Genomic DNA, 24,593 nt, shown 5'->3' with positions numbered 1-24,593 from the left:
AAAGATCTAAGAAGATTTAGTGTTTTTATTATTATAATATGATGTTTTATCTAAAGTCCAAAGAATTTTTTTTTGGAAAAAATTTTGTCTGACTTTGCATGAATGATTAAAACAAAATATGCAATGATTATTGGAACAAGCTTCTACATGAACAGATAATTCTACTTTAGATCCGAATTCATTTTTAGTTAATTGAGTCAATTTATTGACTTCTTGATTTGCCTCTTTTATATTAAAGAACCATGGAACGGTTAGATGACAATCAACATGCAAAGCACTACCGTATTTAATAACTTTTAAATGATGAAGATCTATCCAATGAACATGCCTTTTTTCATTGAGATAAAAAGACAACTTTTTTAAAAGTTTTTTATCGGATTCATCCATAATTCCAGCTGTAGCATTTCTTAATAATTTTAATCCCGTATACAAAATTACGAATGAAAAAATAATAGAAATAATAGGATCTATCCATATCCATTTAGTGATATTTAATAAAATTAGTCCTACAACAATCCCAAAAGTAGAATAGGTATCGATTTGAAGATGTTTTCCGCTGGCTATCAATGTTAAAGCTCCATTTCTATGTCCTATTTTACACGCTAAAAATCCTAAAAAATAGTTAATAATAGCAGTAAAAGACATTAAAATCACTCCATAATCTAATCTAGATAAAAGAACTTCGTGCATATGATGTTTAACACGTACAAAAGTGTTTATAAAAATTGTTATCCCTACAATAAAAATTAAAACTCCTTCTATCGCAGTTGATATAAACTCTATTTTCCCATGACCATATGGATGATTTTGATCTTTAGGTAAAGAAGATATATAAAGACTACATAATCCAATAAATCCACTAATTATATTGATTAAACTTTCCATTGCGTCACTAAATATGGAAAGTGAAGATGTCATATACCAAGTAATTAATTTGATTAAAAAGAAAACAATAGCTACAAAACAAATTAATTTTTGTAAATTAAAATTCAGTTTAATTTTTTTTGAATCATCCATAATCTATCTATCAATATCGTTATGAATAAATAATTAACTTATCTAATGCTAATTTGATTAGTATTCTTTTTTCTCCCGATTTTCTAAATTTAATTAAAGCTATTTTATTTTCATTTTGTAAATCTAAAATTAAACCAATTCCAAAATTTTTGTGAAAAACTCTTATTCCTATTTTGAAATCTTTTTCTTCATAATGTTTGTGATTTACTAGAGAATTTATTTCTTTTTTTTCTGAAGATATAGAATTCTGATTTTCTATATCAAGAAAATTTTTATCCAGTTCATCAATAAAACGACTAGGAATATTCTTTTTTCTTTTTCCCCATAAGAATCTAGATTTAGCATAAGTAAGCACAGCTCTTTTTTGAGCCCTAGTTAAAGCAACATAGAATAAACGACGTTCTTCTTCTATTTTTTTGTTGTCTAAAAAACTGGATTTTGAAGGGAATAGATTTTCTTCTAATCCTGCAATAAAAACAATAGAAAATTCTAATCCTTTAGATAAATGAACCGTCATTAATGAAACCTTATTTTCTTCATTTTTATCATGATTCATATCTTCATCAATTTCCAAATAAAAATATTGTAAAAATCCAGATAAACTAATGTCTCCATTATTTATTAATTTTTTCTGTTCGTTCACGTAACAAAATATATTATTAAGTATATATTGGAAATCTTCATTTTTGTAATTTTTAGAATCTTCTAATAATAAGAAATTCACAATCTCTTTTGCTATTGTATATGCATCTTTTTTATCTATCTTTATACGAAACTTTTCTATTGAAAAAATTAAGTTTTTAAGTTTGTTTTTTGTTTTTTTGTTTATATTCAATTGATAGTTATCTATATTTTTTATTATTTTGTAAACTGTTATTTTTATCTTTTTAGATAAATCTAATACGGTTTTGATAGTTTTTTTATTTTCTTTTTTAAGAATGCGTAATAAAGATTCTTCATCATTTGAATTGGTAATGATCCTAAAATAAGCCAATAAATCTCTGATTTCTTTTCGTTTTTCAAATGAAATGGATCCATAGATCTTATAAGGTATATTTTTATCTTTCAGTGCATATTCTATAATATTCGATTGAACATTTGCTCTATAAAGAATAGCGAAGTTTTTATAATGATATTTTGTTTTTTCTTTGATTGAAAGAATAGAATAAGCAATATATTGTGCTTCTTCTTTTTCGGAAGAAGCACAATATATTTTTACTTTCTCTCCTTTTTCATTGTTTGTCCATATTTTTTTTAAAATTTGATTTTTGTTGAAAGAGATAATATTATTAGAAGCTTGAACTATGTGATTAGTAGAACGATAATTTTGCTCTAGACGAAAAATTTTAGCATTCTTATAATCAAGATGAAAATTTAAAATATTTGAAATATTTGCACCACGAAAAGCATAAATACTTTGAGCATCATCTCCTACTACAAAAAGGTTTTGATGCTGATAGGCTAAACTTTTTATGATTGCATTTTGAGATAAATTCGTGTCTTGATATTCATCAATTAATATGTATTTAAATTTATCTTGGTATTTTCGTAGGACATTTGGAAAATGAGAGAATAAATGATTAGTATGTAACAAAATATCATCAAAATCTAATGCATCTGCTTGTAAACAACGTTTGGTGTAAGATTTATATATTTTAACTAAACATTCTGATTCTCTATGATTTTTTTTATTGATGTATAAGTTATTTTTGTATTCAGATATTATTCTTCTTATTTCTTTAGGAGTCAAAGAAATATCCAAATTAATATCCTCTAATATTTTTTTTATCACATTTTCTGAATCTTTCTGATCATAAATAGTATAATTTGGTTTGTATCCTAACCAATGAGATTCTTTTCTCAAAAGAATAGAAAAGATGGAATGAAAAGTTCCCAATGTGATTTGATTCATATTTTTTTGATCCATCATATTAGAAATTCTATATTTCATTTCTTTAGCAGCCTTTTTAGTGAAAGTTAAAGCCAATATATTAGAAGGACTGATTCCTATATTTTGAATCATATGAACAATACGATATGTAATTACACGAGTTTTCCCAGATCCTGCTCCAGCAAGAACGAGGATAGGTCCATTGATAGTTTCTATAATTTCCCGTTGAGAACTATTTAGAGACATAAACCAAACTTATTATTTTTTGAATTTTCTATTCACTTTATAATATTTATGAAAAATGTTTTTTGTATTTTTAAAAAAATCAGGATTTTGGTGAAAAAATTTTTTAGCAATTGGAAAAACATCTTTTATCAATTTATAATCTTTTATAAGATTTACAATACGAAAGTTGTTTTTTCCGCTTTGTTGAGTTCCTATTAAATCCCCTCCTCCACGTAATTTTAGATCTTCTTTGGCTATTTCTAACCCTTCATTTGTTTCACACATTTTTTTAATTCTAAAAAAACCTTCTATACTTATTTTTTGATCAGTAATAAGAATACAATAACTTTGATGGATCCCTCTTCCTACTCTTCCTCTTAATTGATGTAATTGAGATAATCCAAAAAAATTTGCATTTTCTATTAAAATAACTGTTGCATTGGGGACATCTACTCCGACTTCTATAACTGTAGTAGCTATCATTATTTTAGTTTCTCCACGTAAAAATCTGCTCATTTGCATATTTTTCTCTTGAAAATTCATTTCTCCATGCAGAATTCCAATTCTGTTTTCCAAATTTTTAAATTTTTCTTTGATTTCTTGATACCCTTTCATTAAATTCATGTTCTTCTTTGAAGTATTTATAGTGGGATAGATAATGTATACTTGTCTCCCTTTTGAAATTTGATTTTTTACTATTTCAAAAGCTTTATCTCTGTTTTCGTTACTAAAATGGATGGTTTTAACAGGTTTTCTTCCTAAAGGTAACTCTTTGATAATTGAAATATTTAAATCATGATAAATAATTTTTGCTAAGGTTCTAGGAATAGGTGTGGCTGTCATAATCAGAATATGTGGGAGGTTGTCTTCTTTTTTCCAAATTTTAGCTCTTTGTTCCACACCGAAACGTTGTTCTTCATCTATAATTGCTAAACCCAAATTCTTAAATTGAACTTTTTCTTGAATCAAAGCATGAGTCCCTATTAAAATGGAAATTTTTCCTGTAAATATTTCATGATAAAGACATTTTCGTATAGAGTCAGAAGTAGAACTTGTTAACAAAGCTATTTTAATCCCAATTTTTGAAAACATTTTTTTTATAGAAAAATAATGTTGTATAGCCAATACTTCAGTAGGAGCCATTAAACAGGATTGGAAGCCGTTATCTAAAGCAATGAGCATTGATAATATAGCTATTATAGTTTTTCCACATCCTACCTCTCCTTGTAATAATCTATTCATTTGAATAGGTTTTTTCAAATCATTCCATATTTCCTTAAGTACTTTTTTTTGTTCTTCTGTTAGAGTAAAAGGCAAAAAATGTTTGTAAAAATTATGAAAATTTTCTCCTAGTCTTGGAAATGGACGACTGTATGCTGCTTTTCTTCTCGATAAAAAGAATAATTTTAACAAAAATAATTCTTCAAATTTTAAAGAATATTGTGCATGGAATAAGCTATCTAAAGATTCTGGAAAGTGAATTTGAATCAAAGCTTTTTTTCTTGACATTAATTTTTTATCAAGAAACTCTTGAAAAAAAAATTCTTCTATGTGATTTTTTGATTCTTCTATCAGATTTCTCAATAAATTGATCATGAGAGAATTATTAATTCCTTTTTTTTTCAAATTACTGGGAATAGAATAGACTGGATATATAGAAGAATTCCTTTCCGAATATTGGATATTTGGATGAATGATCTGAATTTTTTCTTGAAAACATTTAATTTTACCGGAAACTATTATTGTAATGTTTTTTTTTACATTTTTTAAGAAATTGGTTTTTTGAAACCATACTAATTCAATAAAACCTGTTTGATCTTCTAAACGGGCTATCCATATTTTTCCTTTTTTATTTTTATAATTTATTTCTTCTATATTTGTTATTTCTCCTAATATTTGTACAAAATTATTATTATTATCTTTTGATAATTCTGATATATTTTTTAATGTAGGGAGATGTATATATCCTTTTGGATAAAAAAATAATAAATCTTCGTATGTGTGAAGTTTTAATTCAGTATTAAATAAATGAGCTTTTCTTAAACTTAATCCTTTTAAATGTTCTATAGATTTTTGAAGAATATTGCAGGACATATTTTAAAATAGATTATGATCCGTTATATTTTTAAAAAATACTTAATTTTGTTGATTAAAAAGGACATTTAGCTCAGTTGGTTTAGAGCGCTACTTTGACAGAGTAGAGGTCGTCGGTTCAAATCCGATAGTGTCCACAAAAATGAATTATTATTTCAATTAATTAGTTATTTATTTCTTATGGTTTTAATTACTACAGTTAGAGAAGGAGAATCTATTGATAAAGCTTTAAAAAAGTGTAAAAAAAAATTTGATAAAACTCGTATTTTAAAAGAATTTCGAGAAAAACAACAATATATAAAACCTTCTGAAGGAAGAAGAAATGAAATATTGAGAGCAATATATAGAGAACGTATGAAACTCAAAAAAGAAGAATAAATTTTGCCTTCTTATTAGACGACGTTATTGATTATGAAAGAAATAATAGATTATAAATTTCTTTTTGGATTAATTGGAAGAGGCATCAGTTATTCTTTTTCAAGAAAGTTTTTTTTAGAAAAATTTAAAAACGAATCTATTTTTCATGCAGATTACAAAATTTTTGATATTCCAAAAATAGAGGATGTCTCAATCATATTTCAGAATCCTTGTCTGAAAGGATGTAACGTGACTATCCCTTATAAAACAAGCATTATTCCTTTTTTAACAAAAATTGTTGCAGAAGCAGAATCCATAGGATCTGTGAATGTTGTAAAAATTGATAAAAACGGACATAGAATTGGATATAACACAGATTTTTTAGGTTTTGAGTTATCCTTTAAAAAGGATATTAATAGATTGTATCATAATAAAAAAAACTTAAAAGCATTAATTTTAGGGACTGGAGGAGTATCCAAAACAATTTCATTTGTTTTAAAAAGATTACGAATTCCATATCAATATGTTTCTAGAACTAAAAAAAAGGGATTTTTAGTTTATGAAGACATAAATAAAGATTTGTTGAAAAAATATAAAGTTATTATCAATTGCACACCTTTAGGCACATCCCCCAATATTAATTTATGTCCTTCTTTACCTTATCAATATGTTTCATCAGAACATTATTTTTATGATTTAGTTTATAATCCAAATAAAACTTTATTCTTAAAAAAAGCCGAAGAAAAAGGAGCTTTAATTAAGAATGGATTGGAAATGTTGTATCTTCAAGCGGAAGAATCTTGGAAAATATGGAATTCATAAATTGATGAATAATAAAGAAATTTTCATGAAAAGAGCTATTCAATTAGCTAAAAATGGATTAGGATTGACATCACCTAATCCTATGGTTGGTTGTGTAATAGAAAGAAATGGATTCATAATCTCAGAGGGGTGGCATTATAAAAAGGGAATGGATCATGCAGAAGTCAACGCTATCAATAGAATAAAAAATAAACACTTATTTTTGGATTCAACTCTTTATGTTACATTAGAACCGTGTGTTCATTTTGGGGGAACCCCTCCTTGTGTTGACTTAATAATTAAAAATAATATACCAAGAGTTGTGATCGGAATACAAGATCCCTGTGATAAAGTTAGAGGATTGGGAATACAAAAATTGAAAGAATTTGGAATAGAAGTCATAGAGAATCTTTTAAAAGATCAATGCCGTATTTTAAACAAACGTTTTTTTACTTTTCATGAAAAAAATCGTCCTTATATTATTTTAAAATGGGCTCAAAGTCATGACGGTTTTATAGATTCTAAAAATAAAAAAAATGCTTGGATTAGTGGAATCTATGCTAGACAATTGAATCATAAATGGAGATCTGAAGAAGATAGTATTTTAGTAGGGAGAAAAACTGTATTGAATGATAACCCAAAATTAAATGTTAGAGAATGGTTTGGATCCAATCCTATTAGAATTTTTCTTGATAAAGAACTAAGCATATCTACTTCATATTTTATTTTAGACGGTTCACAAAAGACTATTGTTTTTACAGAAAAAAAAAAAGAAAATCAAAAAAATACAGAATATGTTAAAATCTCTTTTGATAAAAAAATAATCAATCATATATTAGATTTTTTATATAAAAAAAACATATTATCTTTAATAGTAGAAGGAGGAAAAAAAACTTTGGAAAGTTTTATAAAAGAAAATATTTGGGATGAATGTAGAATTTTCATATGTGATGTTACATTAAAAAATGGTCTCATAGCACCTAGAATAGGTGGAAAAATATTGAAAAAAATGTTCCTTGGAAAAGATCAACTTTTTGTCAAAATTTATTGTTGAAAAATTAAACAGAAATCATTTCAATTCAAAAATTGAATAGTGTCAATTCCGTCTGCATAATCTTCTAATTTTGGATATTGTGTTTTTCCAAAATCAACTTCTTTTTTTAAAAAATTTTTAGATACTATACATTGTATATATTGATCATTTTTTAGAATAATCTCTCTCAATTGATTTAAATTATCATAGAATTCATAATAAACTACAGATATTGGACTATAATAATTATTTTCTTCTTTGAAAATAAGAAAGTGATTTTTTTGAATAGAGATCTTATTCATAGTATAAATAGAAAGACAATATTTATAATTGTCTATGTATTTGTAATTTTTTGTGACATATTCAGATACAAATGATTTTTCTAAAATTAAATGAAGATCATAATTATAAGGCAAAAATATTTTTCCTACATTTCTGCAGCCCCTTCCAGAGTAAGTAAGTATATCTTTGTTTAAATCGATTAATTCTTTTTCTTTTTCATTTCCTTGTAATACAGCAATGGAAGTTTTTCTTTTTCTAAGTAGTAGAGGATGCTTTCTAAAATAATATTCAAAATAACGAGCGGTATTGTTGTTTCCACTGGCTATAACATAATCGAATTTTTCATGAAAAATATTATTTGTAAATCTTATTTTATGTTTTAACATAGGTTTTTGATGCGTTATGATTTTGCATAAAAAAGGAAGTAATAAATTGTCTTCTTCAGACAATTTAATTATGATATTATGCCCTGATAAGAGAACACATAGAAAATCATGAAATCCCACTATTGGGATATTTCCAGGCATAATGACAAGAACTTTTTTTGATTTTTTTTTTTTATTCAAAGAGTATCTTTTTATCCAAGATTCTAATTTTTCTTCTTTAAGAATTTTTCCCCATTGATCAATGGTTGTTAATAAATCTTTTTTTCTAAACCAACTATTTACAATAGTTATTTTTTGAATAATTTTTTGAAAATCAGAAAAAAACTTTTTAAAACGTTGAGGTATATATTTATTATATGCATAAAATTTCTTAAATTTTCTTAGAAAATGGCCTAATTCATCAAAAGTTTTAATCATTATTTTTTTAATTTTAAAATCCAAAAAGTCCAATACAATGTCCATAAAAATTACAGAAGAATGTATTAATTGTGGTGCTTGTGAACCTGAATGTCCTAATAATGCAATTTATGAAGGAGGAAAAAAATGGAGTATATCAGATGGGACTTCCTTAAGGAAAAAAGAAACTTCTTTTCTAACTATGGATCAAGAACCAAAAGAAAAGGATATATACTTTATTGTTCCAGAAAAATGTACCGAATGCGTTGGTTTTTATGATGAACCACAATGTATTGTAATATGTCCAGTCCACTGTTGTGTTCCAGATAAAAATAATCTGGAAACTAAAGAACAACTTATTGAAAAAAAGAATTTTTTGCATAGAATCAATTAGATGACATATTCGATTTAATAAAAATTAAAAAAAAACTATGAATTATGATTGGAGGATTTTTCTAAAAAAAGAATGGAATCAACCTTATTTTAGGAGATTAATGAAATTAATTCATATGGAATACAATAATTTTATTTGTTTTCCAGAAAAAGAAAATATATTATCTTCTCTAAAATACTGTCCTTTTCAAGAATTAAAAGTAGTCATCTTAGGACAAGATCCTTATTACAAAGAAAATCAAGCTGATGGTCTTTGTTTCTCTGTTCCGAATGGAGTTCCTTTTCCTCCTTCATTAAGAAACATATTTGTAGAAATCAATAATTGTTTTAACAACTCATTTCCTTCTAGTGGATCTTTAATTCATTGGGCTAAACAAGGAGTTTTATTGCTTAATTCTATATTAACAGTTAGAAGAGGGAGTCCTGGTTCTCATAAAAACATGGGATGGGAATTTTTTACAGATCAAATTATCAGAACTGTTTCTAATGAGAAAAAAAATATTGTATTTCTTCTATGGGGAAAATATGCTCAAAAGAAAACATTTTTAATTAATTCTCTTCATAATCATTATATTTTAAAAGCCTCACATCCATCTCCTTTTTCTGCTCATCTTAGTTTTTTTGGATCTAAACATTTTTTGAAAACCAATGAGTTTTTGGATAAAAAAGGAAAGAAACCTATCATTTGGGGATAACATAACAACCAACATATGTCTACATATGGATAGAACGGTTTTCAAAATTTAGTAAAGCTGCTTCTTTGAAGGATTCACTAAAAGTAGGATGAGGATGACAGATTCTATATATATCCTCTGAAGAGGAACGAAATTCCATAGCAACAGATGCCTCCATTATCATATCTGCAGCATGATCTCCGATTATATGAACTCCCAGTATTTCATCTGTTTTTTTGTGAGTAATCATTTTCAAAAAACCGTCTGTACAGCCACTTGTGCGAGCTCTTCCTAATACTTTCATAGGAAAAGTTCCTACATTATATTCCATTTTTTCTTTTTTAATTTCATTTTCAGTACGTCCAACACTAGCTACTTCAGGATATGTATAGATTACTGATGGGACTAAATCATAATTTAGTTTATTTGGTTTTTGTCCAATCATGTGTTCCACCGCATATAATCCTTCTTCTTCAGCCTTGTGTGCCAACATTTTTCCTCCTATAACATCTCCAATTGCATATATATTTTTTATATTACTTTGCAACGAATCATTCACTAGTATAAATCCTTTTTTATCTTTCTTAATTCCTATATTTTCTAATCCTAGATTTTTCGTATATGGGATTCTACCTATTGATAATAAACAATAATCTCCTGAAAATTTCATTTCTTCTCCATTCTTATACTTCACAAAAACTGATATTTCTTTGTTTTTTTCTTCAATAATATTGATAATGGATAAAGAAGTTTCTATTTGAATAGAAGATTTTTCTAGAATTTTTCTAATTTCTTGACTTAATGAATCATCCATATTTGATATGATTTTGTCCATAACTTCTATGATAGTTATTTGACTTCCTAATCTATTAAAAATAGAACCTAATTCCAATCCAATGATTCCTCCTCCAATGATTATTAATTTATTAGGAATTTCATTTAAAGAAAGAGCTTCTGTAGAAGAAATTATTTTATTTCCAAAATTTAAATGAGGCAAACATGAAGGTTTAGAACCTGTGGATATTATACAATATTTAAATTTGATTTCTTGTTTTTCTTTTAATGATTTGATTTCTTTAATGGAAAGAGTGTTCTTTGTCTTAAATGAAGCTATTCCTTGATACAAAACAATTTTGTTTTTTTTCATTAAAAATTTGATCCCACTATTAATATTTTTGACTATTTCATTTTTTCTATTCATCATTTTTTTGAAATCAAAAAATAATTTTTCAAAAAAAATTCCGTGTGAAGAATAATGATTTTTAGCTAATGAAAAATATTTAGAAGAATCTAAAAGTGATTTAGAAGGAATGCACCCGACATTCAAACATGTTCCTCCCAATTTTTGGTATTTTTCTACAATAGCAGTACGAAGTCCTAATTGACTAGCTCTAATAGCGGAAACATATCCTCCTGGACCAGAACCAATAACAACAAGGTCATATACATTATTCATTATAAAATATTTTATGTTATATTCAAATTTACACACTTAATTACTTACATATCTAATACATATGCAAAAATAAGTGGAGCAACTATGGTTGCATCTGATTCTATAATAAATTTTGGAGTATCCTTATCAAGTTTTCCCCAAGTGATTTTTTCATTTGGAATAGCTCCTGAATAAGATCCATAACTCGTAGTAGAATCTGAAATTTGACAAAAGTAAGACCAAAAAGGAGTCGGATAAAATCCGATGTCTTGAGAGAGCATAGGGACTACACAAATAGGAAAATCTCCAGATATTCCTCCTCCAATCTGAAAAAAACCTATTTTATGTTTCATAGATTCTTTTTGATACCATTTAGCTAAATACATCATATATTCGATTCCATTTTTGACAAGAAAAGTTTGAAATTGTTTTTTCATACAACATGAAGCAAAAATATTTCCTATTGTGCTATCTTCCCAACCTGGAACTATCATGGGTATATTTTTTTTTGCAGCTGCTAATACCCAACTGTCTTTTGGATTTATGTTGTAATAAGGTTCTAAAACATTTTCTAATAACAATTGATAAATATATTCATGAGGAAAATAACGTTTTGATTTTTCTTGAGCTTTTTTCCATACTTGAAAAATATACTTTTGTAATTTTTTAAAAGCTTGTTCTTCTGGAATGCAGGTGTCTGTAACTCTATAATACCCTTTTTTCAAAAAATCTTTTTCATGATCCGGAGTTAAGTCTCTGTAATAAGGTATTTTTTTATAATGAGAATGAGCTATTAAGTTTAATATGTCTTCTTCTAAATTAGCTCCTGTACAAGAAATAATATGAACTTTATCTTTTCGAATCATTTCAGCTAATATCTTACCTAATTCTGCAGTGCTCATTGCTCCCGCTAGTGTAATCATCATTTTCCCATCATTTTGAGTATGATATTTATATGCTTTAGCAGCTTCTGATAAAGTTAAAGCATTAAAATGAAGAAAGTATTTTTCAATAAAAGAAGTAATAGAAGATTCTTTCATAATTTTTATTTTTTTATCTAGCTATTTGCACGGCTCTAGTTTCTCTAATCACTGTTACTTTTATTTGACCAGGATAAGTCATCTCATTCTTTATTTTTTCTGTTATCTCACAAGATAACTGAAAAGCTTTTTTATCATCAATTTTATCGCTCTCTACTAAGACACGCAGTTCTCTTCCTGCTTGTATAGCAAAGGCTTTATTAACTCCATCAAAACTAAAAGCTATATTTTCCAAGTTTTTTAGTCTTTTTGAATAGGATTCAAAAGAATTCCTTCTTACTCCAGGACGAGCTCCACTAATGGAATCTGAAACTTGTACTATAGGAGATAGTAGGACTTTCATCTCTATTTCATCATGATGTGATCCTATAGCATTGCAAACTTCCATATTTTCTCCATATTTCTCTGCCCATTGCATTCCTAAAATAGCATGAGGAAGTTCTGATTCGCTTTCAGGAACTTTACCTATATCATGCAATAGACCTGCACGTTTTGCTAATTTTGCATTTAAACCCAATTCAGAAGCCAATATCCCTGCCAAATGTGCTACTTCTCTAGAATGTTGCAACAGATTTTGACCATAAGAAGAGCGATATTTCATTCTTCCTATCATTCTAATTAATTCTGGATGAATTCCATGAATTCCTAAATCTATTATATTTTTTTTTCCTATTTCTACTATTTCTTCTTCAATTTGTTTTTCCGTTTTTGCTACTATTTCTTCAATTCTTGCAGGATGTATACGTCCATCAATCACTAATTTGTGAAGAGCTAATCTAGCTACTTCTCTACGAATAGGATTGAAGCAAGATAAAAGAATAGCTTCTGGTGTATCATCCACAATAATTTCTACTCCTGTTGCTTTTTCTAAAGCTCTTATATTTCTTCCTTCTCGTCCAATGATACGACCTTTGACATCATCTGATTCTATATTAAAAACAGAGACAGCGTTTTCTACGGCTTGTTCAGTTCCAATTCTTTGAATAGCTTGAATCACAATTTTTTTTGCTTCCATTTTTGCAGTAAACTGTGATTCTTCTATAATATTTTGAATGTGAGATTGTGCTTTTATTTTTGCTTCATTTTTAAGAATATCAATTAATTCATTTTTAGCTTCTTCAGAAGAATAGTTAGATATTTTTTCAAGCAATTCTATTTGCTTGATGTGCATATTTTTAAATTCTTCTTGTTTCTTTTTCAGAATTTTGTATTTTTTTTCATAATCATGAATTTGTGATTCTAAACGATTGTTTCTTTTAAAGTAGATTTCTATTTCTTTAGACAATCTATTTTCTTTTTCTTTTGTTTTACTTTCTATGTCTATTATTTTTCTCTCTCTGAGATGAACATCTTTTTCATGTTTCGATTTGAGTTCTATAAATTTTTCTTTTGCTTGAAGCATTTTCTTTTTTTTTATGGATTCACCTTCTTTCTCCGCATTTCTTATGATTTTTTTAGCTTGAAAATTAGCTTTTTCTAATAATTGAATATATTTTCTTAATATGGTTTTTTTTCCAAAAAAATAAGATGCAATAATTCCAATCACAAACCCCATGAGGACCGAAAATCCAACATTTATTTTCATATTTACTCAATTTAAATAAAAATAAAATAGACATTTTAATAACATTTTTAAAACAAAAAAACACTTAACAGAAACTAGAAAATTTCTTTTCTAAAAAGACTTTAACTGAATCAAGGATGACTATGATAAATATACGAAATTAAAGATGAGATTTTTTTAAATACATTTTTAACAAACGGAATTTGAATACATTATATATTTGTATGTAAAACTGAAATTTCTTATTAATGAAAAGAGCATATTTAGACAATGCGGCTACAACTCCTGTAAGGAATGAAGTCATTAAAGTCATGGTAAACACATTAAAATATTCATTTGGAAATCCTTCTTCTGTACAACACAGTTATGGAAGAGAAGCTCGTTCTATAATAGAAGAATCTAGAATTCGTATAGCAAAAAACATCATGGCTTCTCCTTCTGAAATTATTTTTACTTCTGGAGGGACTGAAGCGAATAATCTTGTATTAAGATCTTCTATATTAGACTTAGGAGTAAAGCATGTTTTGACTTCTCAATTGGAACATCTTTCTGTTTTACAAACTGTTTTAGATTTCAAAGATAAAGTATGTGTAAATTTCATTCAAATTCAAGAAAAAGGAGTTCTTAATTTAAATCATATGGAAGATCTTTTAAAAAGAAATTCTTCTAAAAAAACACTTGTAAGTCTAATGTATGCAAACAATGAAATTGGAAATCTGTTGGAGATAGATAAAATTATATTTTTATGTCAAAAATACAATGCTTATTTTCACTCAGATACTATTCAGATTATCGGAAATTTTCCTATTGATATGGAAAAATTTTCTTTTGATTTCGCCACTGCAAGTGCCCATAAGTTCTATGGGCCAAAAGGAGTAGGTTTTGTTTTTATTAGAAATCATATTTTAAAAAAAATAAAACATTTCATTACTGGAGGTTCTCAGGAATATGGAATTCGTTCTGGAACAGAAAATACACATGGAATAGCAGGACTTTCGGAAGCTTTACAGTTATCTTGTTGTAATTTTTCACATCACATAGAAAAAATACAAGATTTAAAATTTTATTGCATTTCAGAATTGAAAAAAATTATCCCAAATATTATTTTCAATGGACTATCATCTTCTCCTGATCAAAGTCTTCCCTCCATATTAAATTTTTTGTATCCAACAAAAAAAAAAGATTATTTATTGTATTTTCATTTGGATTTAATGGGTGTAGCCGTTTCTAAAGGAAGTTCTTGCAATAATAACGTGAAAAAAATATCTCATGTTATTCAATCTATCACAAATGAGAATTTACTAAATAAAATGATGCCTATTAGAATTTCTTTTGGAATTTTTAATGAAAAAAAAGACATAGATTTGTTAATAGAAGCTTTACAAAAAATCAGAAAAAAAAAAAATTTATCATAATTTCAAATATCTTATTATATTATTATATTTATGATCAAGTTAGTTGAATCAGTGAATCAGTGTATTTTTTTTAGATCTTCTATTGGAAAAAAAGTAGTTATGGCAACTACAGGTATTTTTCTAATGATTTTCTTGCTATTGCATTTGAGTGTTAATCTTTTTCTTTTTTCAGGAGAACAAACTTTTAATGAAGCTGTTTCTTTTATGAGAAGAAATTTCTTTATTCGAATCATGGAATATGTACTTGCTATAGGTTTTTTGATTCACATTTTATTTGGAATGAAATTGCATTTCAAAAATAAAAAAATAAAAGGAGAAGTAGATTATGCTATGAATTCTTATTTAACTACTTCATTTAGTAGTCGTACAATGATATATACAGGAGTTTTAATTTTATGTTTTTTAATTTTGCATCTCATAAATTTCATGATCCCCATGAAATATTCAAATCATCATTTAACTTCGGATTATAATATAGTTATTTCTTTATTTAAAAATCCTTTGTACACATTCATATATGTATTTTCCTTTTTTGTTTTAGGAATTCATTTGAATCATGGATTTCAGTCTTCTTTCCAATCTTTAGGATTGTCCAATAAAAAGAGGTTGATTTGGATACAAAAATTTGGTTTTTTTTATTTTTGGTTCATTTGTTCTGGATTTTCTATTATCGCTATTTGGTTTTTTTTCAACTAATATTTTTTTTGTCAATGACTAAAAATTCTTTGAAGTTAAATTCAAAAGTTCCATCAGGGACTATTAATTATAAATGGGAAAATCACAAGTCTACTTTAAAATTAGTCTCTCCTAATAACAGATCTAATATAGAAATTATTGTTGTGGGGACTGGATTGGCTGGAGGTTCGGCTTGTGCTTCTTTGTCTGAATTGGGATATCAGGTGAAAGCTTTTTGTTACCAAGATTCTCCTAGAAGAGCTCATTCTGTGGCCGCTCAAGGAGGAATCAATGCTTCTAAAAATTATAAAGGAGATAATGATTCTATTTATCAACTTTTTTATGACACAATTAAAGGAGGCGATTACAGATCTAGAGAAGCTAATGTTTATCGTTTAGCGGAAATTTCTTCTAATATTATAGATCAATGTGTAGCTCAAGGTGTTCCATTTGCTCGCGATTATGCTGGATATTTGGAAACTAGATCTTTTGGTGGAACAAAAGTTTCAAGAACTTTTTATGCTAAAGGACAAACAGGTCAACAACTGTTATTATCTTGTTATTCTGCTATGTCTAGACAAATAGGAAAAGGTCGAATCAAGATGTATAATCGTCATGAAATGCTTGATTTAGTAATTATAGAAGGTGTAGCTAGAGGGATTATTGCGCGAAATTTGATTTCGGGAGAAATAGAAAGACATACAGCAAACGCTGTAATAATAGCATCAGGAGGTTATGGAAATGTATTTTTTTTATCCACTAATGCAATGGGATCCAATGCAAGTGCTATATGGAAAGTTCATAAAAAAGGAGGACTCTTTGCTAATCCTTGTTACACACAAATACATCCTACTTGTATTCCAGTACATGGAAACTATCAATCCAAATTAACATTGATGTCTGAATCATTAAGAAATGATGGACGCATATGGGTCCCAAAAAAATTGGACGATGCTATTTCTATGCGAAATGGAACTAAAAAGCCTGAGAATATAAGTGAAGAAGAAAGAGACTATTACCTAGAAAGACGTTATCCTTCATATGGAAATCTTGTTCCAAGAGATGTTGCTTCTAGAGCGGCTAAAGAACGTTGTGAAAAAGGATTTGGAATAGAGGAAAATGAGACCAAAGAAGGTGTATTTTTGGATTTTCATTCTGCCATAAATAAATATGGAAAAGAAAAAGCGAATGAACTTGGAATTATAAATCCTAGTGACTTAGAAAAGATGAATTTAGGAGAAGAAGTCATAGAATCTAAATACGGGAATTTATTTCATATGTATGAAAAAATTACCAATCAAAATCCTTACAAAACTCCTATGAAGATTTATCCTGCAGTTCATTATACAATGGGTGGTTTGTGGGTAGATTATAATTTAATGTCATCCATTCCTGGATGTTATGTAATAGGGGAAGCCAATTTTTCTGATCATGGAGCCAATAGACTTGGAGCATCTGCATTAATGCAAGGATTAGCTGATGGATATTTTATTTTGCCATATACTATAGCAGATTATCTGTCTAGATACATAAGAGTTTCAAAAAAAATATCTACACAACATGAAGAATTTGATAAATCAGAAAAAAATGTAAAAGACAGAATTAAAAAACTTCTTCAAAACAATGGGAGTATGTCTGTTGATTATTTTCATAAAAGACTTGGAAATATTATGTGGGAGCATGTAGGTATGAGCCGAAATCATGTTGGATTATCTGAAGCCATAAAAAGTATACAACTACTTCGTGATGAATTTTGGAAAAATGTTTTTGTTCCTGGAAAAATTGATAATGGATTAAATGCTGAATTAGAAAAAGCTGGACGTGTAGCCGATTTTTTAGAATTGGGTGAATTGATGACAATGGATGCTTTGAATAGAAAAGAGTCTTGTGGAAGTCATTTTAGAGAAGAATATCAAACAAAAGAAGGAGAAGCTCTTCGCGATGACATTCATTATAAATATGTATCTGTATGGGAATATAAAGAAAATATGTCTATTAGTGATGAAATTATGTATAAAGAAAATTTAAATTATACTTTTGTGAAAGTCCAATCACGCTCTTATAAATAGAATATGAAAAAACTTCTGAATTTCAAATTAAAAATATGGAGACAAGAAAATAAGAAAGAAAAAGGTTATTTTAAAACTTATCAAGTTCATGATATATCTCCTAATAGTTCTTTTTTAGAAATGCTAGATCTTTTGAACAATCAAATCATATGTGATAAGAAGGAATCTTCAACTATAGCATTTGATCATGATTGTCGTGAAGGAATTTGTGGAATGTGTTCTTTATATATCAATGGAAGAGCTCATGGACCAGATAATTTAATCACTACTTGTCAATTACACATGCGTCATTTCCGTGATGGGGAAACTATATATGTAGAGCCTTGGAGAGCCAACCCTTTTCCTATAATTAAAGATCTTGTTGTCGATAGATCATCTTTTGATAGGATTATTATATCAGGTGGTTTTATTTCTGTAAACACATTAGGAAAAACAATAGATGGAAATATGATTCCTATTCCAAAAGATAAAGCAGATAAAGCTTTTGATGCAGCTACATGTATTGGCTGTGGAGCTTGTGTAGCTGCATGTAAAAATAGATCTGCCATGTTATTTGTTTCTGCAAAGGTTTCACAATTTTCCTTACTCCCTCAAGGAAAAATAGAAAGAAAAAAGAGAGTTATAAATATGGTGAATAAAATGGATGAAGAAGGGTTTGGATCTTGTACAAATACTAAAGCATGTGAAGCAGAATGTCCAAAAGGAATATCCACAGAGTATATTGCTTTCATGAATAATGAATATATTCGTTCATTTACTATTTGATTAATTTTTTATTCTCTTGAATATGGAATACCTAGATTTTGAAAAACCTATACAAGAAATTAAGGATCAATATCTTAAATGTGTTCTTATAGAAAAAAAAAGTGGAGTAGACATGAAGGAGGTTTGTAACCAATTACAATCCAAATTAGAAAAAACTATTAAAAAATTGCACAGCAATTTAACTCCTTGGCAAAGAGTTCAATTATCTAGACATCCAAATAGACCTTATACTTTAGATTATATACAGTCTATAACAAAAAAAGATTCTTTTGTAGAGTTGCATGGAGATCGTCATTTTGGAGATGACAAAGCTATGGTGGGAGGTTTTGGTAAGATAGAAGATAAGACTTTTATGTTGATAGGTACACAGAAAGGAAAAAATACTAAGGATAGGCAATACAGAAGATTTGGAATGCCTAATCCTGAAGGATATCGAAAAGCTTTGCGTCTGATGAAACTAGCGGAAAAATTTCGTAAACCTGTTGTTACTTTTATTGATACACCAGGAGCTTTTCCTGGAATTGAAGCGGAAAAAAGAGGTCAAGGGGAGGCGATTGGAAAAAATATTTATGAAATGATGTGTTTAAAAGTTCCGATTATTGTTTTAATTATAGGTGAAGGTGCTAGTGGAGGAGCTTTAGGAATTGGGATAGGAGATAAAGTTTCTATGATGGAAAATTCTTGGTTTTCTGTTATTTCTCCTGAAAGTTGTTCTACAATTCTTTGGGGAAAATGGGATAAAAAAGAGAAATCAGCAGAAGCATTAAAATTAACGGCAGAAGAGATGTATAAGTTAAATCTTATAGATGATATAATCAAAGAACCTTTGGGCGGAGCACATTTTTGTCCAAAAAAAGCGTATAAGCTAGTTAAAAAACAGATCATAAAATATTATAAACAATTATCTATTCTTGACATAGAATCTCTTATTAGAAAAAGAAAAAAGAAGTATATTTCCATAGGTTATTTTGATGAATAGCCTTAAAAAAAAACTCTACTGTAAATAATTTTATGAATCAAATGAATTGGGTCAGACAAGAAGAAGAAAAAAATTTTCATTCTAGAAAAGGGAAAATACCTCCTCAGGCATTAGATTTGGAAGAAGCCGTGATAGGAGCTATCATGATAGATAAAAAGGGGTTAGATGAAATTATTGATATACTTTTTCCTGAAGTTTTTTACAAAAAAGCACATCAAGAAATCTTTAGTGCAGTACAAAGATTATATCATAATTCTAAACCGGTTGATTTATATACTGTTTCTAACGAACTTCGTAAGATTGGAAAATTGGAATTAGTAGGAGGAGAATTTTATTTGATAGAATTAACACAAAAAGTTATTTCTTCAGCACATATAGAGTATCATAGTCGGATCGTGTTGCAAAAGTTTCTTTTAAGAAAATTAATCAGTATATCTTCTGATATTATTCAAAAATGTTATGAGGAGAGTACAGACGTATTTGATCTTTTAGATCATGCAGAATCAAAACTTTTTGAGATTAACCAGAAATATTTGATCACAAAAAAATATGAAACAACTCAATCTCTCATAAAAAAAGCTATTGATAAAATAAAAAAAGCGGAAAAAGAAGGATTAAGTGGAATTTCTTCTGGATTCCACAAAATGGATAAGATTACTTCCGGATGGCAAAATTCTGATTTAATTATACTAGCTTCTAGACCTGGTATGGGAAAAACAACTTTTATGTTGTCCATCGTTAGAAATATTGTTGTGGAACAAAAAATTCCGGTTCTAATTTTTTCATTAGAAATGTCTTCTATTCAATTAATCACAAGACTGATTTCATCAGAAACCGGTATTTCTTCAGAAAAAATAAAAAGAGCTAGTTTATCTAGTTCAGATTGGGAATGCTTGATTAATAAAACAAAAAATTTGAAGGATGCACCTCTATTTATAGATGATACTCCTTCTTTATCTATATTTAGTTTTCGTGCTAAATGTCGTCGTTTGATATCTCAGCATAGAATAAAATTAATATTGATAGATTATATGCAATTAATGGTAATCAATGATCATGGTTCTAAATTGCCAAATAGAGAGCAAGAGATATCAGTTATTTCTAGGAATTTGAAATCTATAGCTAAGGAACTTGATATTCCTATTATAGCTTTATCACAGCTTTCTAGAGCTGTTGAAACAAGAGGAGGAAGTAAACGTCCTTTGTTATCTGATTTACGTGAATCCGGTGCGATTGAGCAAGATGCAGACATTGTTTTATTTATTTATAGACCTGAATATTATGGATTTAAAAATTGGGATTCTGATGAAGATAATGATTCTTGTATTGGTGAAGCAGAAATTATAATAGCTAAACATAGAAATGGAGGATTAGATAAATTTCGTTTAAAATTTATAAGTGATCAAGCCAAATTTATAAACTTTGAAGAAAAAAAACGGCCCTCATTAATTTGGGAAGAGGATTACAAAAAAAATATTCTTGATCAAAAGATTTTATCTCCTTATGGTGATTTTGATAATATTCATTCAGAATCTCAATATAATAGTGAAATCGATTTTAATAATGAAGATGAGGATATAAAATAAAAGTATATTGAATTTTGAATGGTTTTTTTCTAAAAAAACAGTTTGGAAAGATTGTAGTCAAAATAGAACTCTTCGAACAATAGTTATAATAACACAAACGACAATAATTTTTGGTTTAATTATTGCTATTTTAACTTTTTCTATAGGATTTGGATTTAAAGAAATTATAAAAGATAAATTGTTAAATGTTAGAGGTCAAGTTTTTGTAGAAAAGAAAAATTCAGCTTTTTCTATAAAAAATAGATATTTTTTTGAAAAAAAATATCTTAATTCTAACTACATTAAACAAATTTATGGAATTGTTGAAAATGATATAATTATTGGAACGAATAATAAAACAGGAAGATATATATATAAAGGATTATATGAAGATTATAATCCTATTTTTTTTAAATATTTTTTAGTCGAGGGTAATTTTTGTTACAAAAAAAAAAATTATGATTGCAATAAAAACATTATTTTATCCAAAAAAATCTCCTTATCATTAGGATTAAATATTGGATCAAATGTGAAAATAGATTTCCTTTTTTTTAAAGGAAAAGGGGAACCTTCCATTGTCTCCAAAAAATTTATAGTTTCTGGTTTATACGAAACAGGAATTCCAGAATTTGATGATCTATATATTATTGGAAATATAAAATCGATTCAACAGATTTATGGATGGAAAGAAGATTTATCAGAAAAATTTGAAATTTTTGTATCTTCTTTTCTTTACAACAAAGAAAATATTAAGAAAAAAATTTTTAAAAAAATACCTCATAGTTTTTTAATTAAAACTATTTATGATCAAAACAGTCGTGATCTTACAGAATGGATAAATATATTTGATACAAATATACTTGTTATTAGTTTTATTGTTTTTATATCACTAGTCATAAATATGATTGTATTTATTCTGATACTTCTTTTGGAAAGAATTAGAACTATAGGGATTTTAAAAACTTTAGGAGCTCAAAATAAAGTTATACACAAAATATTTCTGTTTTATGTTCTGCAAATATTTATTCCATCATTAATCATAGGGAATACTATAGGAATTACCTTATTGATACTGCAAAAAAAATTTCATTTAGTATCACTAAACAAAATACAATATTTTGTAGATTTTGTTCCAATTTGTATTAATATAAGCCATATTGTCATTATCAATTTAGCTATTTCTTTGATTTGTTTTGTGACAATATTTTTTCCTACTTTATTTATTATTAATAAAATTCCTATCATAAAAGTAGTAGAATTTGAATAAATCTCAAAATTTAATTTTGTATTTTTGTTTATGATAAAAAAAAATTCAATTAATTTTTGACACTTGTAAAATCTTCATCTGGAATAAGGGGAACATTGGGAGGAAAAGTAGGAGAAGGTTTTTCTCCTATAGATATAATTAAATTTTCTGCTGGATATGTTTACTGGATGAAAAGGAAATATAAAAGAAAAAAGAAGTATGTTATCATCTTAGGTAGAGATGGTCGAGTTACTTCTGCTTTATTTCAACAGTTTTTAATAATCACTTTTAGAAGTCTTGGAGTAGATGTTATAAATATTGGTTTATCTACAACTCCTACTGTTGGAATAGCCGTTATGAATGAAAAAGCTGATGGAGGAGTCATGTTAACGGCTAGCCATAATCCTAAAAATTGGAATGGATTAAAGATGTTTAATTCTTGTGGAGAGTTTCTATCTGAAGAAGATTTTCAAAAATTATTTTATATAACAGAAAAAGAAGATTTTAGATTTTCTTCTTATAAAAAATTAGGGTCTCTTTTTCATAGAAAGGATTATATTCAAAAACATATAGAAAAAATTCTTTCATTACCTATTATAGATAGGGATATCATTAAAAAAGCAAGATTAAAAATTGTGATAGATGGAATCAACTCAACAGGAGGAATAGCTGTTCCTATTCTTTTAAAACATTTGGGTGTTCATGTCATAGAGATGCATTGTGATCCTCACGGTGATTTTATTCACAATCCTGAACCTATCAAAAAAAATTTAAAAGAAATATGTAATAAAGTTCCGGAAATCAAAGCAGATTTAGGGATTTCCGTAGATCCAGATGTTGATCGTGTAGTATTTATTTGTGAAAATGGAGATTTTTTTGGAGAAGAATATACTTTAATATCCATTGCTGATTATGTATTGAAAAATAAATTGGGACCTGTTGTTTCTACATTATCTTCTTCTCATGCATTAAAAGATCTTGCTATCAAAAAAGGTGTTCCTTATCATTCTACTTCTGTAGGAGAAGTTCATGTTATCAAAAAAATGAAAGAAGTTCATGCTGTGATTGGAGGAGAAGGAAATGGAGGAATTGTTTATCCTGAATTCCGTTATGGAAGGGATGCATTAGTAGGAATTGCTTTATTTTTAACTCAAATAGCTAAACTTTCTAATATTTCATTATCCAAATTGAAAAAAAAATATTCTAATTTTTTTATGTCTAAAAAGAAAATCAGACTTTCTTCTCATGAAAGAATTAAAATATTACTAAAAAGAATAAAGGAAAAGTATAAAGGAAAAAAAATGAATTTGAGTGATGGAATTAAAATTGATTTATTAAATAATGAATGGATACATATAAGAAAATCTAATACGGAAAATATTATTAGAATACATACAGAAAGTTTTTCAAAAAAAAGAGCTGATTTATTAGCAAAAGAAATTGTGTGTGAAGTGAAAAAATTATAAAAAGTTATGTTACAAAATCTTATTAGATATACAGAAGATAAATTTATTCATAGAAATGAATTTCCGTTATTTAATTCCGGAGATACTATTACTGTTTTTTTTGAAATTAAAGAGGGAGAAAAAAAAAGAATCCAATCTTTTAAAGGAGTAGTTATAAAAAAACAAGGAAAAGGATTAACCAAAACATTCACCATTCGAAAAATAAGTGTTGGTGGTATAGGAATAGAACGCATATTTATTTTCAATCAACCAAACATACAAAAAATAGAAGTTCATAAGAAAGGAAAAGTTCGTAGATCTAAAATTTATTATTTTAGATTTCTTAAGGGAAAGAAAGCAAGAGTTAAAAGCTAAGGTTGATAAGATTGAAATGAAAAGCAAAAAAGAGCGTACAACGGTTCTCTCTTTTTTGCTTTTTTTTAAAATCCTAATTATTTATTATTTTTTTCGTTTTCTTCAGTAGTTACTTTTTCTTTTTCAGATGGAGTTCCGTTCTCCTCATTATTATTTTTTGCGGATTCCTCACTACTAGAAGTTGCAGGAGGAGTGTTTGTAGGAGTGGAATCTGTTTGATTTTCATTATTATTAGCTGTTTTTTCCTCTTCCGTTGTAGTAGAGGGATTTTCATTTTTATTTTTGTTATTACAACTGATAGTAAACAAAAATATAGCCAATAGGATAATAGTTACAGTTATTCTTAATTTTTTCATCATAATCAATAGTATTTCAATTATTACATATTCTGGTTTTACATATTTTGGGCAAATTTATATAAAAATTTGGAATGAAAAAATATATCTGTATTTTTTTCCTAAAAGGCAATAT

22 protein-coding genes and 1 tRNA gene are annotated in these 24,593 nt (G+C 27.3%); 15 read left to right on the top strand and 8 right to left on the bottom strand.

The window, feature by feature from the left end; all coding sequences use genetic code 11:
* Positions 1-6: 6 nt before the first annotated feature.
* The 3 genes from H0H68_RS02540 to recG are packed head-to-tail and all read right to left on the bottom strand — an operon-like array spanning position 7 to position 5,227.
* The gene (locus H0H68_RS02540; protein ID WP_185853234.1) at positions 7-1,017 is read right to left on the bottom strand and encodes a cation diffusion facilitator family transporter; all 1,011 of its coding nucleotides are present in this window, start codon (positions 1,015-1,017) and stop codon (positions 7-9) included.
* A 19-nt stretch (positions 1,018-1,036) separates the two neighbouring features.
* Positions 1,037-3,154, bottom strand: a complete 2,118-nt coding sequence (locus tag H0H68_RS02535; RefSeq protein WP_185853233.1) for an ATP-dependent helicase — start codon at positions 3,152-3,154, stop codon at positions 1,037-1,039.
* Positions 3,155-3,166: 12 nt separating this feature from the next.
* Positions 3,167-5,227 (bottom strand): ATP-dependent DNA helicase RecG, encoded by a 2,061-nt coding sequence (gene recG, locus H0H68_RS02530; RefSeq protein ID WP_185853232.1) that lies wholly within the window; start codon positions 5,225-5,227, stop codon positions 3,167-3,169.
* 62 nt (positions 5,228-5,289) lie between these two features.
* Here recG and H0H68_RS02525 point away from each other — a divergent pair.
* The 4 genes from H0H68_RS02525 to ribD all read left to right on the top strand — a co-directional run bounded on the left by H0H68_RS02525 (position 5,290) and on the right by ribD (position 7,439).
* Positions 5,290-5,364, top strand: a tRNA-Val gene (locus tag H0H68_RS02525).
* Positions 5,365-5,407: 43 nt separating this feature from the next.
* Complete coding sequence (gene rpsU / locus H0H68_RS02520) at positions 5,408-5,605, top strand: 30S ribosomal protein S21 (protein WP_185853231.1); 198 nt, start codon at positions 5,408-5,410, stop codon at positions 5,603-5,605.
* A 33-nt stretch (positions 5,606-5,638) separates the two neighbouring features.
* Positions 5,639-6,406 (top strand): shikimate dehydrogenase family protein, encoded by a 768-nt coding sequence (locus tag H0H68_RS02515; RefSeq protein WP_185853230.1) that lies wholly within the window; start codon positions 5,639-5,641, stop codon positions 6,404-6,406.
* A gap of 4 nt (positions 6,407-6,410) precedes the next feature.
* Complete coding sequence (gene ribD / locus H0H68_RS02510; RefSeq protein ID WP_185853229.1) at positions 6,411-7,439, top strand: bifunctional diaminohydroxyphosphoribosylaminopyrimidine deaminase/5-amino-6-(5-phosphoribosylamino)uracil reductase RibD; 1,029 nt, start codon at positions 6,411-6,413, stop codon at positions 7,437-7,439.
* 20 nt (positions 7,440-7,459) lie between these two features.
* Here ribD and H0H68_RS02505 read toward each other — a convergent pair whose 3' ends face one another.
* Positions 7,460-8,503 carry an acyl-CoA reductase gene (locus tag H0H68_RS02505; RefSeq protein ID WP_185853228.1) on the bottom strand — a complete coding sequence of 348 codons (1,044 nt, stop codon included), beginning with the start codon at positions 8,501-8,503 and terminating at the stop codon, positions 7,460-7,462.
* A 37-nt stretch (positions 8,504-8,540) separates the two neighbouring features.
* Between H0H68_RS02505 and H0H68_RS02500 the strand changes: the two genes are divergently transcribed.
* Both H0H68_RS02500 and ung read left to right on the top strand, forming a co-directional pair.
* Positions 8,541-8,876, top strand: a complete 336-nt coding sequence (locus tag H0H68_RS02500) for a 4Fe-4S binding protein (protein WP_185853227.1) — start codon at positions 8,541-8,543, stop codon at positions 8,874-8,876.
* Between the two features lie 37 nt (positions 8,877-8,913).
* Positions 8,914-9,570: a uracil-DNA glycosylase gene (gene ung, locus H0H68_RS02495; RefSeq protein WP_185853226.1), complete on the top strand. Its 657-nt coding sequence runs from the start codon at positions 8,914-8,916 to the stop codon at positions 9,568-9,570.
* Between the two features lie 19 nt (positions 9,571-9,589).
* Here ung and lpdA read toward each other — a convergent pair whose 3' ends face one another.
* The 3 genes from lpdA to rny are packed head-to-tail and all read right to left on the bottom strand — an operon-like array spanning position 9,590 to position 13,609.
* A complete protein-coding gene (gene lpdA, locus H0H68_RS02490; RefSeq protein ID WP_185853225.1) occupies positions 9,590-11,005 on the bottom strand; it encodes a dihydrolipoyl dehydrogenase in 1,416 nt (471 codons plus the stop codon).
* A gap of 44 nt (positions 11,006-11,049) precedes the next feature.
* The gene (locus H0H68_RS02485; RefSeq protein WP_185853224.1) at positions 11,050-12,024 is read right to left on the bottom strand and encodes a deoxyhypusine synthase family protein; all 975 of its coding nucleotides are present in this window, start codon (positions 12,022-12,024) and stop codon (positions 11,050-11,052) included.
* 13 nt (positions 12,025-12,037) lie between these two features.
* Positions 12,038-13,609, bottom strand: a complete 1,572-nt coding sequence (gene rny, locus H0H68_RS02480; protein ID WP_185853223.1) for a ribonuclease Y — start codon at positions 13,607-13,609, stop codon at positions 12,038-12,040.
* Between the two features lie 227 nt (positions 13,610-13,836).
* On the opposite strand from rny, the gene H0H68_RS02475 reads away from it, so the two are divergent.
* The 9 genes from H0H68_RS02475 (at position 13,837) to rplS (ending at position 24,122) form a co-directional block, all read left to right on the top strand.
* The gene (locus H0H68_RS02475) at positions 13,837-15,003 is read left to right on the top strand and encodes a cysteine desulfurase family protein (RefSeq protein WP_185853222.1); all 1,167 of its coding nucleotides are present in this window, start codon (positions 13,837-13,839) and stop codon (positions 15,001-15,003) included.
* 99 nt (positions 15,004-15,102) lie between these two features.
* Positions 15,103-15,699: a succinate dehydrogenase cytochrome b subunit gene (locus H0H68_RS02470; protein ID WP_317168036.1), complete on the top strand. Its 597-nt coding sequence runs from the start codon at positions 15,103-15,105 to the stop codon at positions 15,697-15,699.
* Between the two features lie 14 nt (positions 15,700-15,713).
* Complete coding sequence (locus H0H68_RS02465) at positions 15,714-17,747, top strand: fumarate reductase/succinate dehydrogenase flavoprotein subunit (protein WP_185853221.1); 2,034 nt, start codon at positions 15,714-15,716, stop codon at positions 17,745-17,747.
* Positions 17,748-17,750: 3 nt separating this feature from the next.
* A complete protein-coding gene (locus H0H68_RS02460; protein WP_185853220.1) occupies positions 17,751-18,512 on the top strand; it encodes a succinate dehydrogenase/fumarate reductase iron-sulfur subunit in 762 nt (253 codons plus the stop codon).
* A gap of 22 nt (positions 18,513-18,534) precedes the next feature.
* The gene (locus tag H0H68_RS02455) at positions 18,535-19,491 is read left to right on the top strand and encodes an acetyl-CoA carboxylase carboxyltransferase subunit alpha (RefSeq protein WP_185853219.1); all 957 of its coding nucleotides are present in this window, start codon (positions 18,535-18,537) and stop codon (positions 19,489-19,491) included.
* A 32-nt stretch (positions 19,492-19,523) separates the two neighbouring features.
* Positions 19,524-21,077 carry a replicative DNA helicase gene (gene dnaB, locus H0H68_RS02450; protein WP_185853218.1) on the top strand — a complete coding sequence of 518 codons (1,554 nt, stop codon included), beginning with the start codon at positions 19,524-19,526 and terminating at the stop codon, positions 21,075-21,077.
* 7 nt (positions 21,078-21,084) lie between these two features.
* A complete protein-coding gene (locus H0H68_RS02445; protein WP_185853217.1) occupies positions 21,085-22,323 on the top strand; it encodes an ABC transporter permease in 1,239 nt (412 codons plus the stop codon).
* Between the two features lie 56 nt (positions 22,324-22,379).
* Positions 22,380-23,768: a phosphoglucosamine mutase gene (glmM, locus tag H0H68_RS02440; RefSeq protein ID WP_185853216.1), complete on the top strand. Its 1,389-nt coding sequence runs from the start codon at positions 22,380-22,382 to the stop codon at positions 23,766-23,768.
* Between the two features lie 6 nt (positions 23,769-23,774).
* Entirely contained in the window at positions 23,775-24,122 is a 348-nt protein-coding gene (rplS, locus tag H0H68_RS02435) for a 50S ribosomal protein L19 (protein ID WP_185853215.1), read from the top strand.
* Positions 24,123-24,199: 77 nt separating this feature from the next.
* Here the strand turns inward: rplS and H0H68_RS02430 are convergent, their stop codons facing one another.
* On the bottom strand, positions 24,200-24,481 hold the full coding sequence (locus tag H0H68_RS02430; protein ID WP_185853214.1) for a hypothetical protein: 282 nt from the start codon (positions 24,479-24,481) through the stop codon (positions 24,200-24,202).
* Positions 24,482-24,593 lie beyond the last annotated feature (112 nt).

Source organism: Blattabacterium cuenoti (genome assembly GCF_014251555.1).
Lineage (GTDB): Bacteria > Bacteroidota > Bacteroidia > Flavobacteriales > Blattabacteriaceae > Blattabacterium > Blattabacterium cuenoti_P.
Note: the sequence above shows the minus strand (reverse complement) of the source record. Positions and strands in the feature narration are given on the sequence as shown.

Coding starts and splice junctions, on each gene's coding strand:
- H0H68_RS02540 (WP_185853234.1), bottom strand. CDS start 1,017: ATGGATGATTCAAAAAAAATTAAACTGAATTTTAATTTACAAAAATTA.
- H0H68_RS02535 (WP_185853233.1), bottom strand. CDS start 3,154: ATGTCTCTAAATAGTTCTCAACGGGAAATTATAGAAACTATCAATGGA.
- recG (WP_185853232.1), bottom strand. CDS start 5,227: ATGTCCTGCAATATTCTTCAAAAATCTATAGAACATTTAAAAGGATTA.
- rpsU (WP_185853231.1), top strand. CDS start 5,408: ATGGTTTTAATTACTACAGTTAGAGAAGGAGAATCTATTGATAAAGCT.
- H0H68_RS02515 (WP_185853230.1), top strand. CDS start 5,639: ATGAAAGAAATAATAGATTATAAATTTCTTTTTGGATTAATTGGAAGA.
- ribD (WP_185853229.1), top strand. CDS start 6,411: ATGAATAATAAAGAAATTTTCATGAAAAGAGCTATTCAATTAGCTAAA.
- H0H68_RS02505 (WP_185853228.1), bottom strand. CDS start 8,503: ATGATTAAAACTTTTGATGAATTAGGCCATTTTCTAAGAAAATTTAAG.
- H0H68_RS02500 (WP_185853227.1), top strand. CDS start 8,541: ATGTCCATAAAAATTACAGAAGAATGTATTAATTGTGGTGCTTGTGAA.
- ung (WP_185853226.1), top strand. CDS start 8,914: ATGAATTATGATTGGAGGATTTTTCTAAAAAAAGAATGGAATCAACCT.
- lpdA (WP_185853225.1), bottom strand. CDS start 11,005: ATGAATAATGTATATGACCTTGTTGTTATTGGTTCTGGTCCAGGAGGA.
- H0H68_RS02485 (WP_185853224.1), bottom strand. CDS start 12,024: ATGAAAGAATCTTCTATTACTTCTTTTATTGAAAAATACTTTCTTCAT.
- rny (WP_185853223.1), bottom strand. CDS start 13,609: ATGAAAATAAATGTTGGATTTTCGGTCCTCATGGGGTTTGTGATTGGA.
- H0H68_RS02475 (WP_185853222.1), top strand. CDS start 13,837: ATGAAAAGAGCATATTTAGACAATGCGGCTACAACTCCTGTAAGGAAT.
- H0H68_RS02470 (WP_317168036.1), top strand. CDS start 15,103: ATGGCAACTACAGGTATTTTTCTAATGATTTTCTTGCTATTGCATTTG.
- H0H68_RS02465 (WP_185853221.1), top strand. CDS start 15,714: ATGACTAAAAATTCTTTGAAGTTAAATTCAAAAGTTCCATCAGGGACT.
- H0H68_RS02460 (WP_185853220.1), top strand. CDS start 17,751: ATGAAAAAACTTCTGAATTTCAAATTAAAAATATGGAGACAAGAAAAT.
- H0H68_RS02455 (WP_185853219.1), top strand. CDS start 18,535: ATGGAATACCTAGATTTTGAAAAACCTATACAAGAAATTAAGGATCAA.
- dnaB (WP_185853218.1), top strand. CDS start 19,524: ATGAATCAAATGAATTGGGTCAGACAAGAAGAAGAAAAAAATTTTCAT.
- rplS (WP_185853215.1), top strand. CDS start 23,775: ATGTTACAAAATCTTATTAGATATACAGAAGATAAATTTATTCATAGA.
- H0H68_RS02430 (WP_185853214.1), bottom strand. CDS start 24,481: ATGATGAAAAAATTAAGAATAACTGTAACTATTATCCTATTGGCTATA.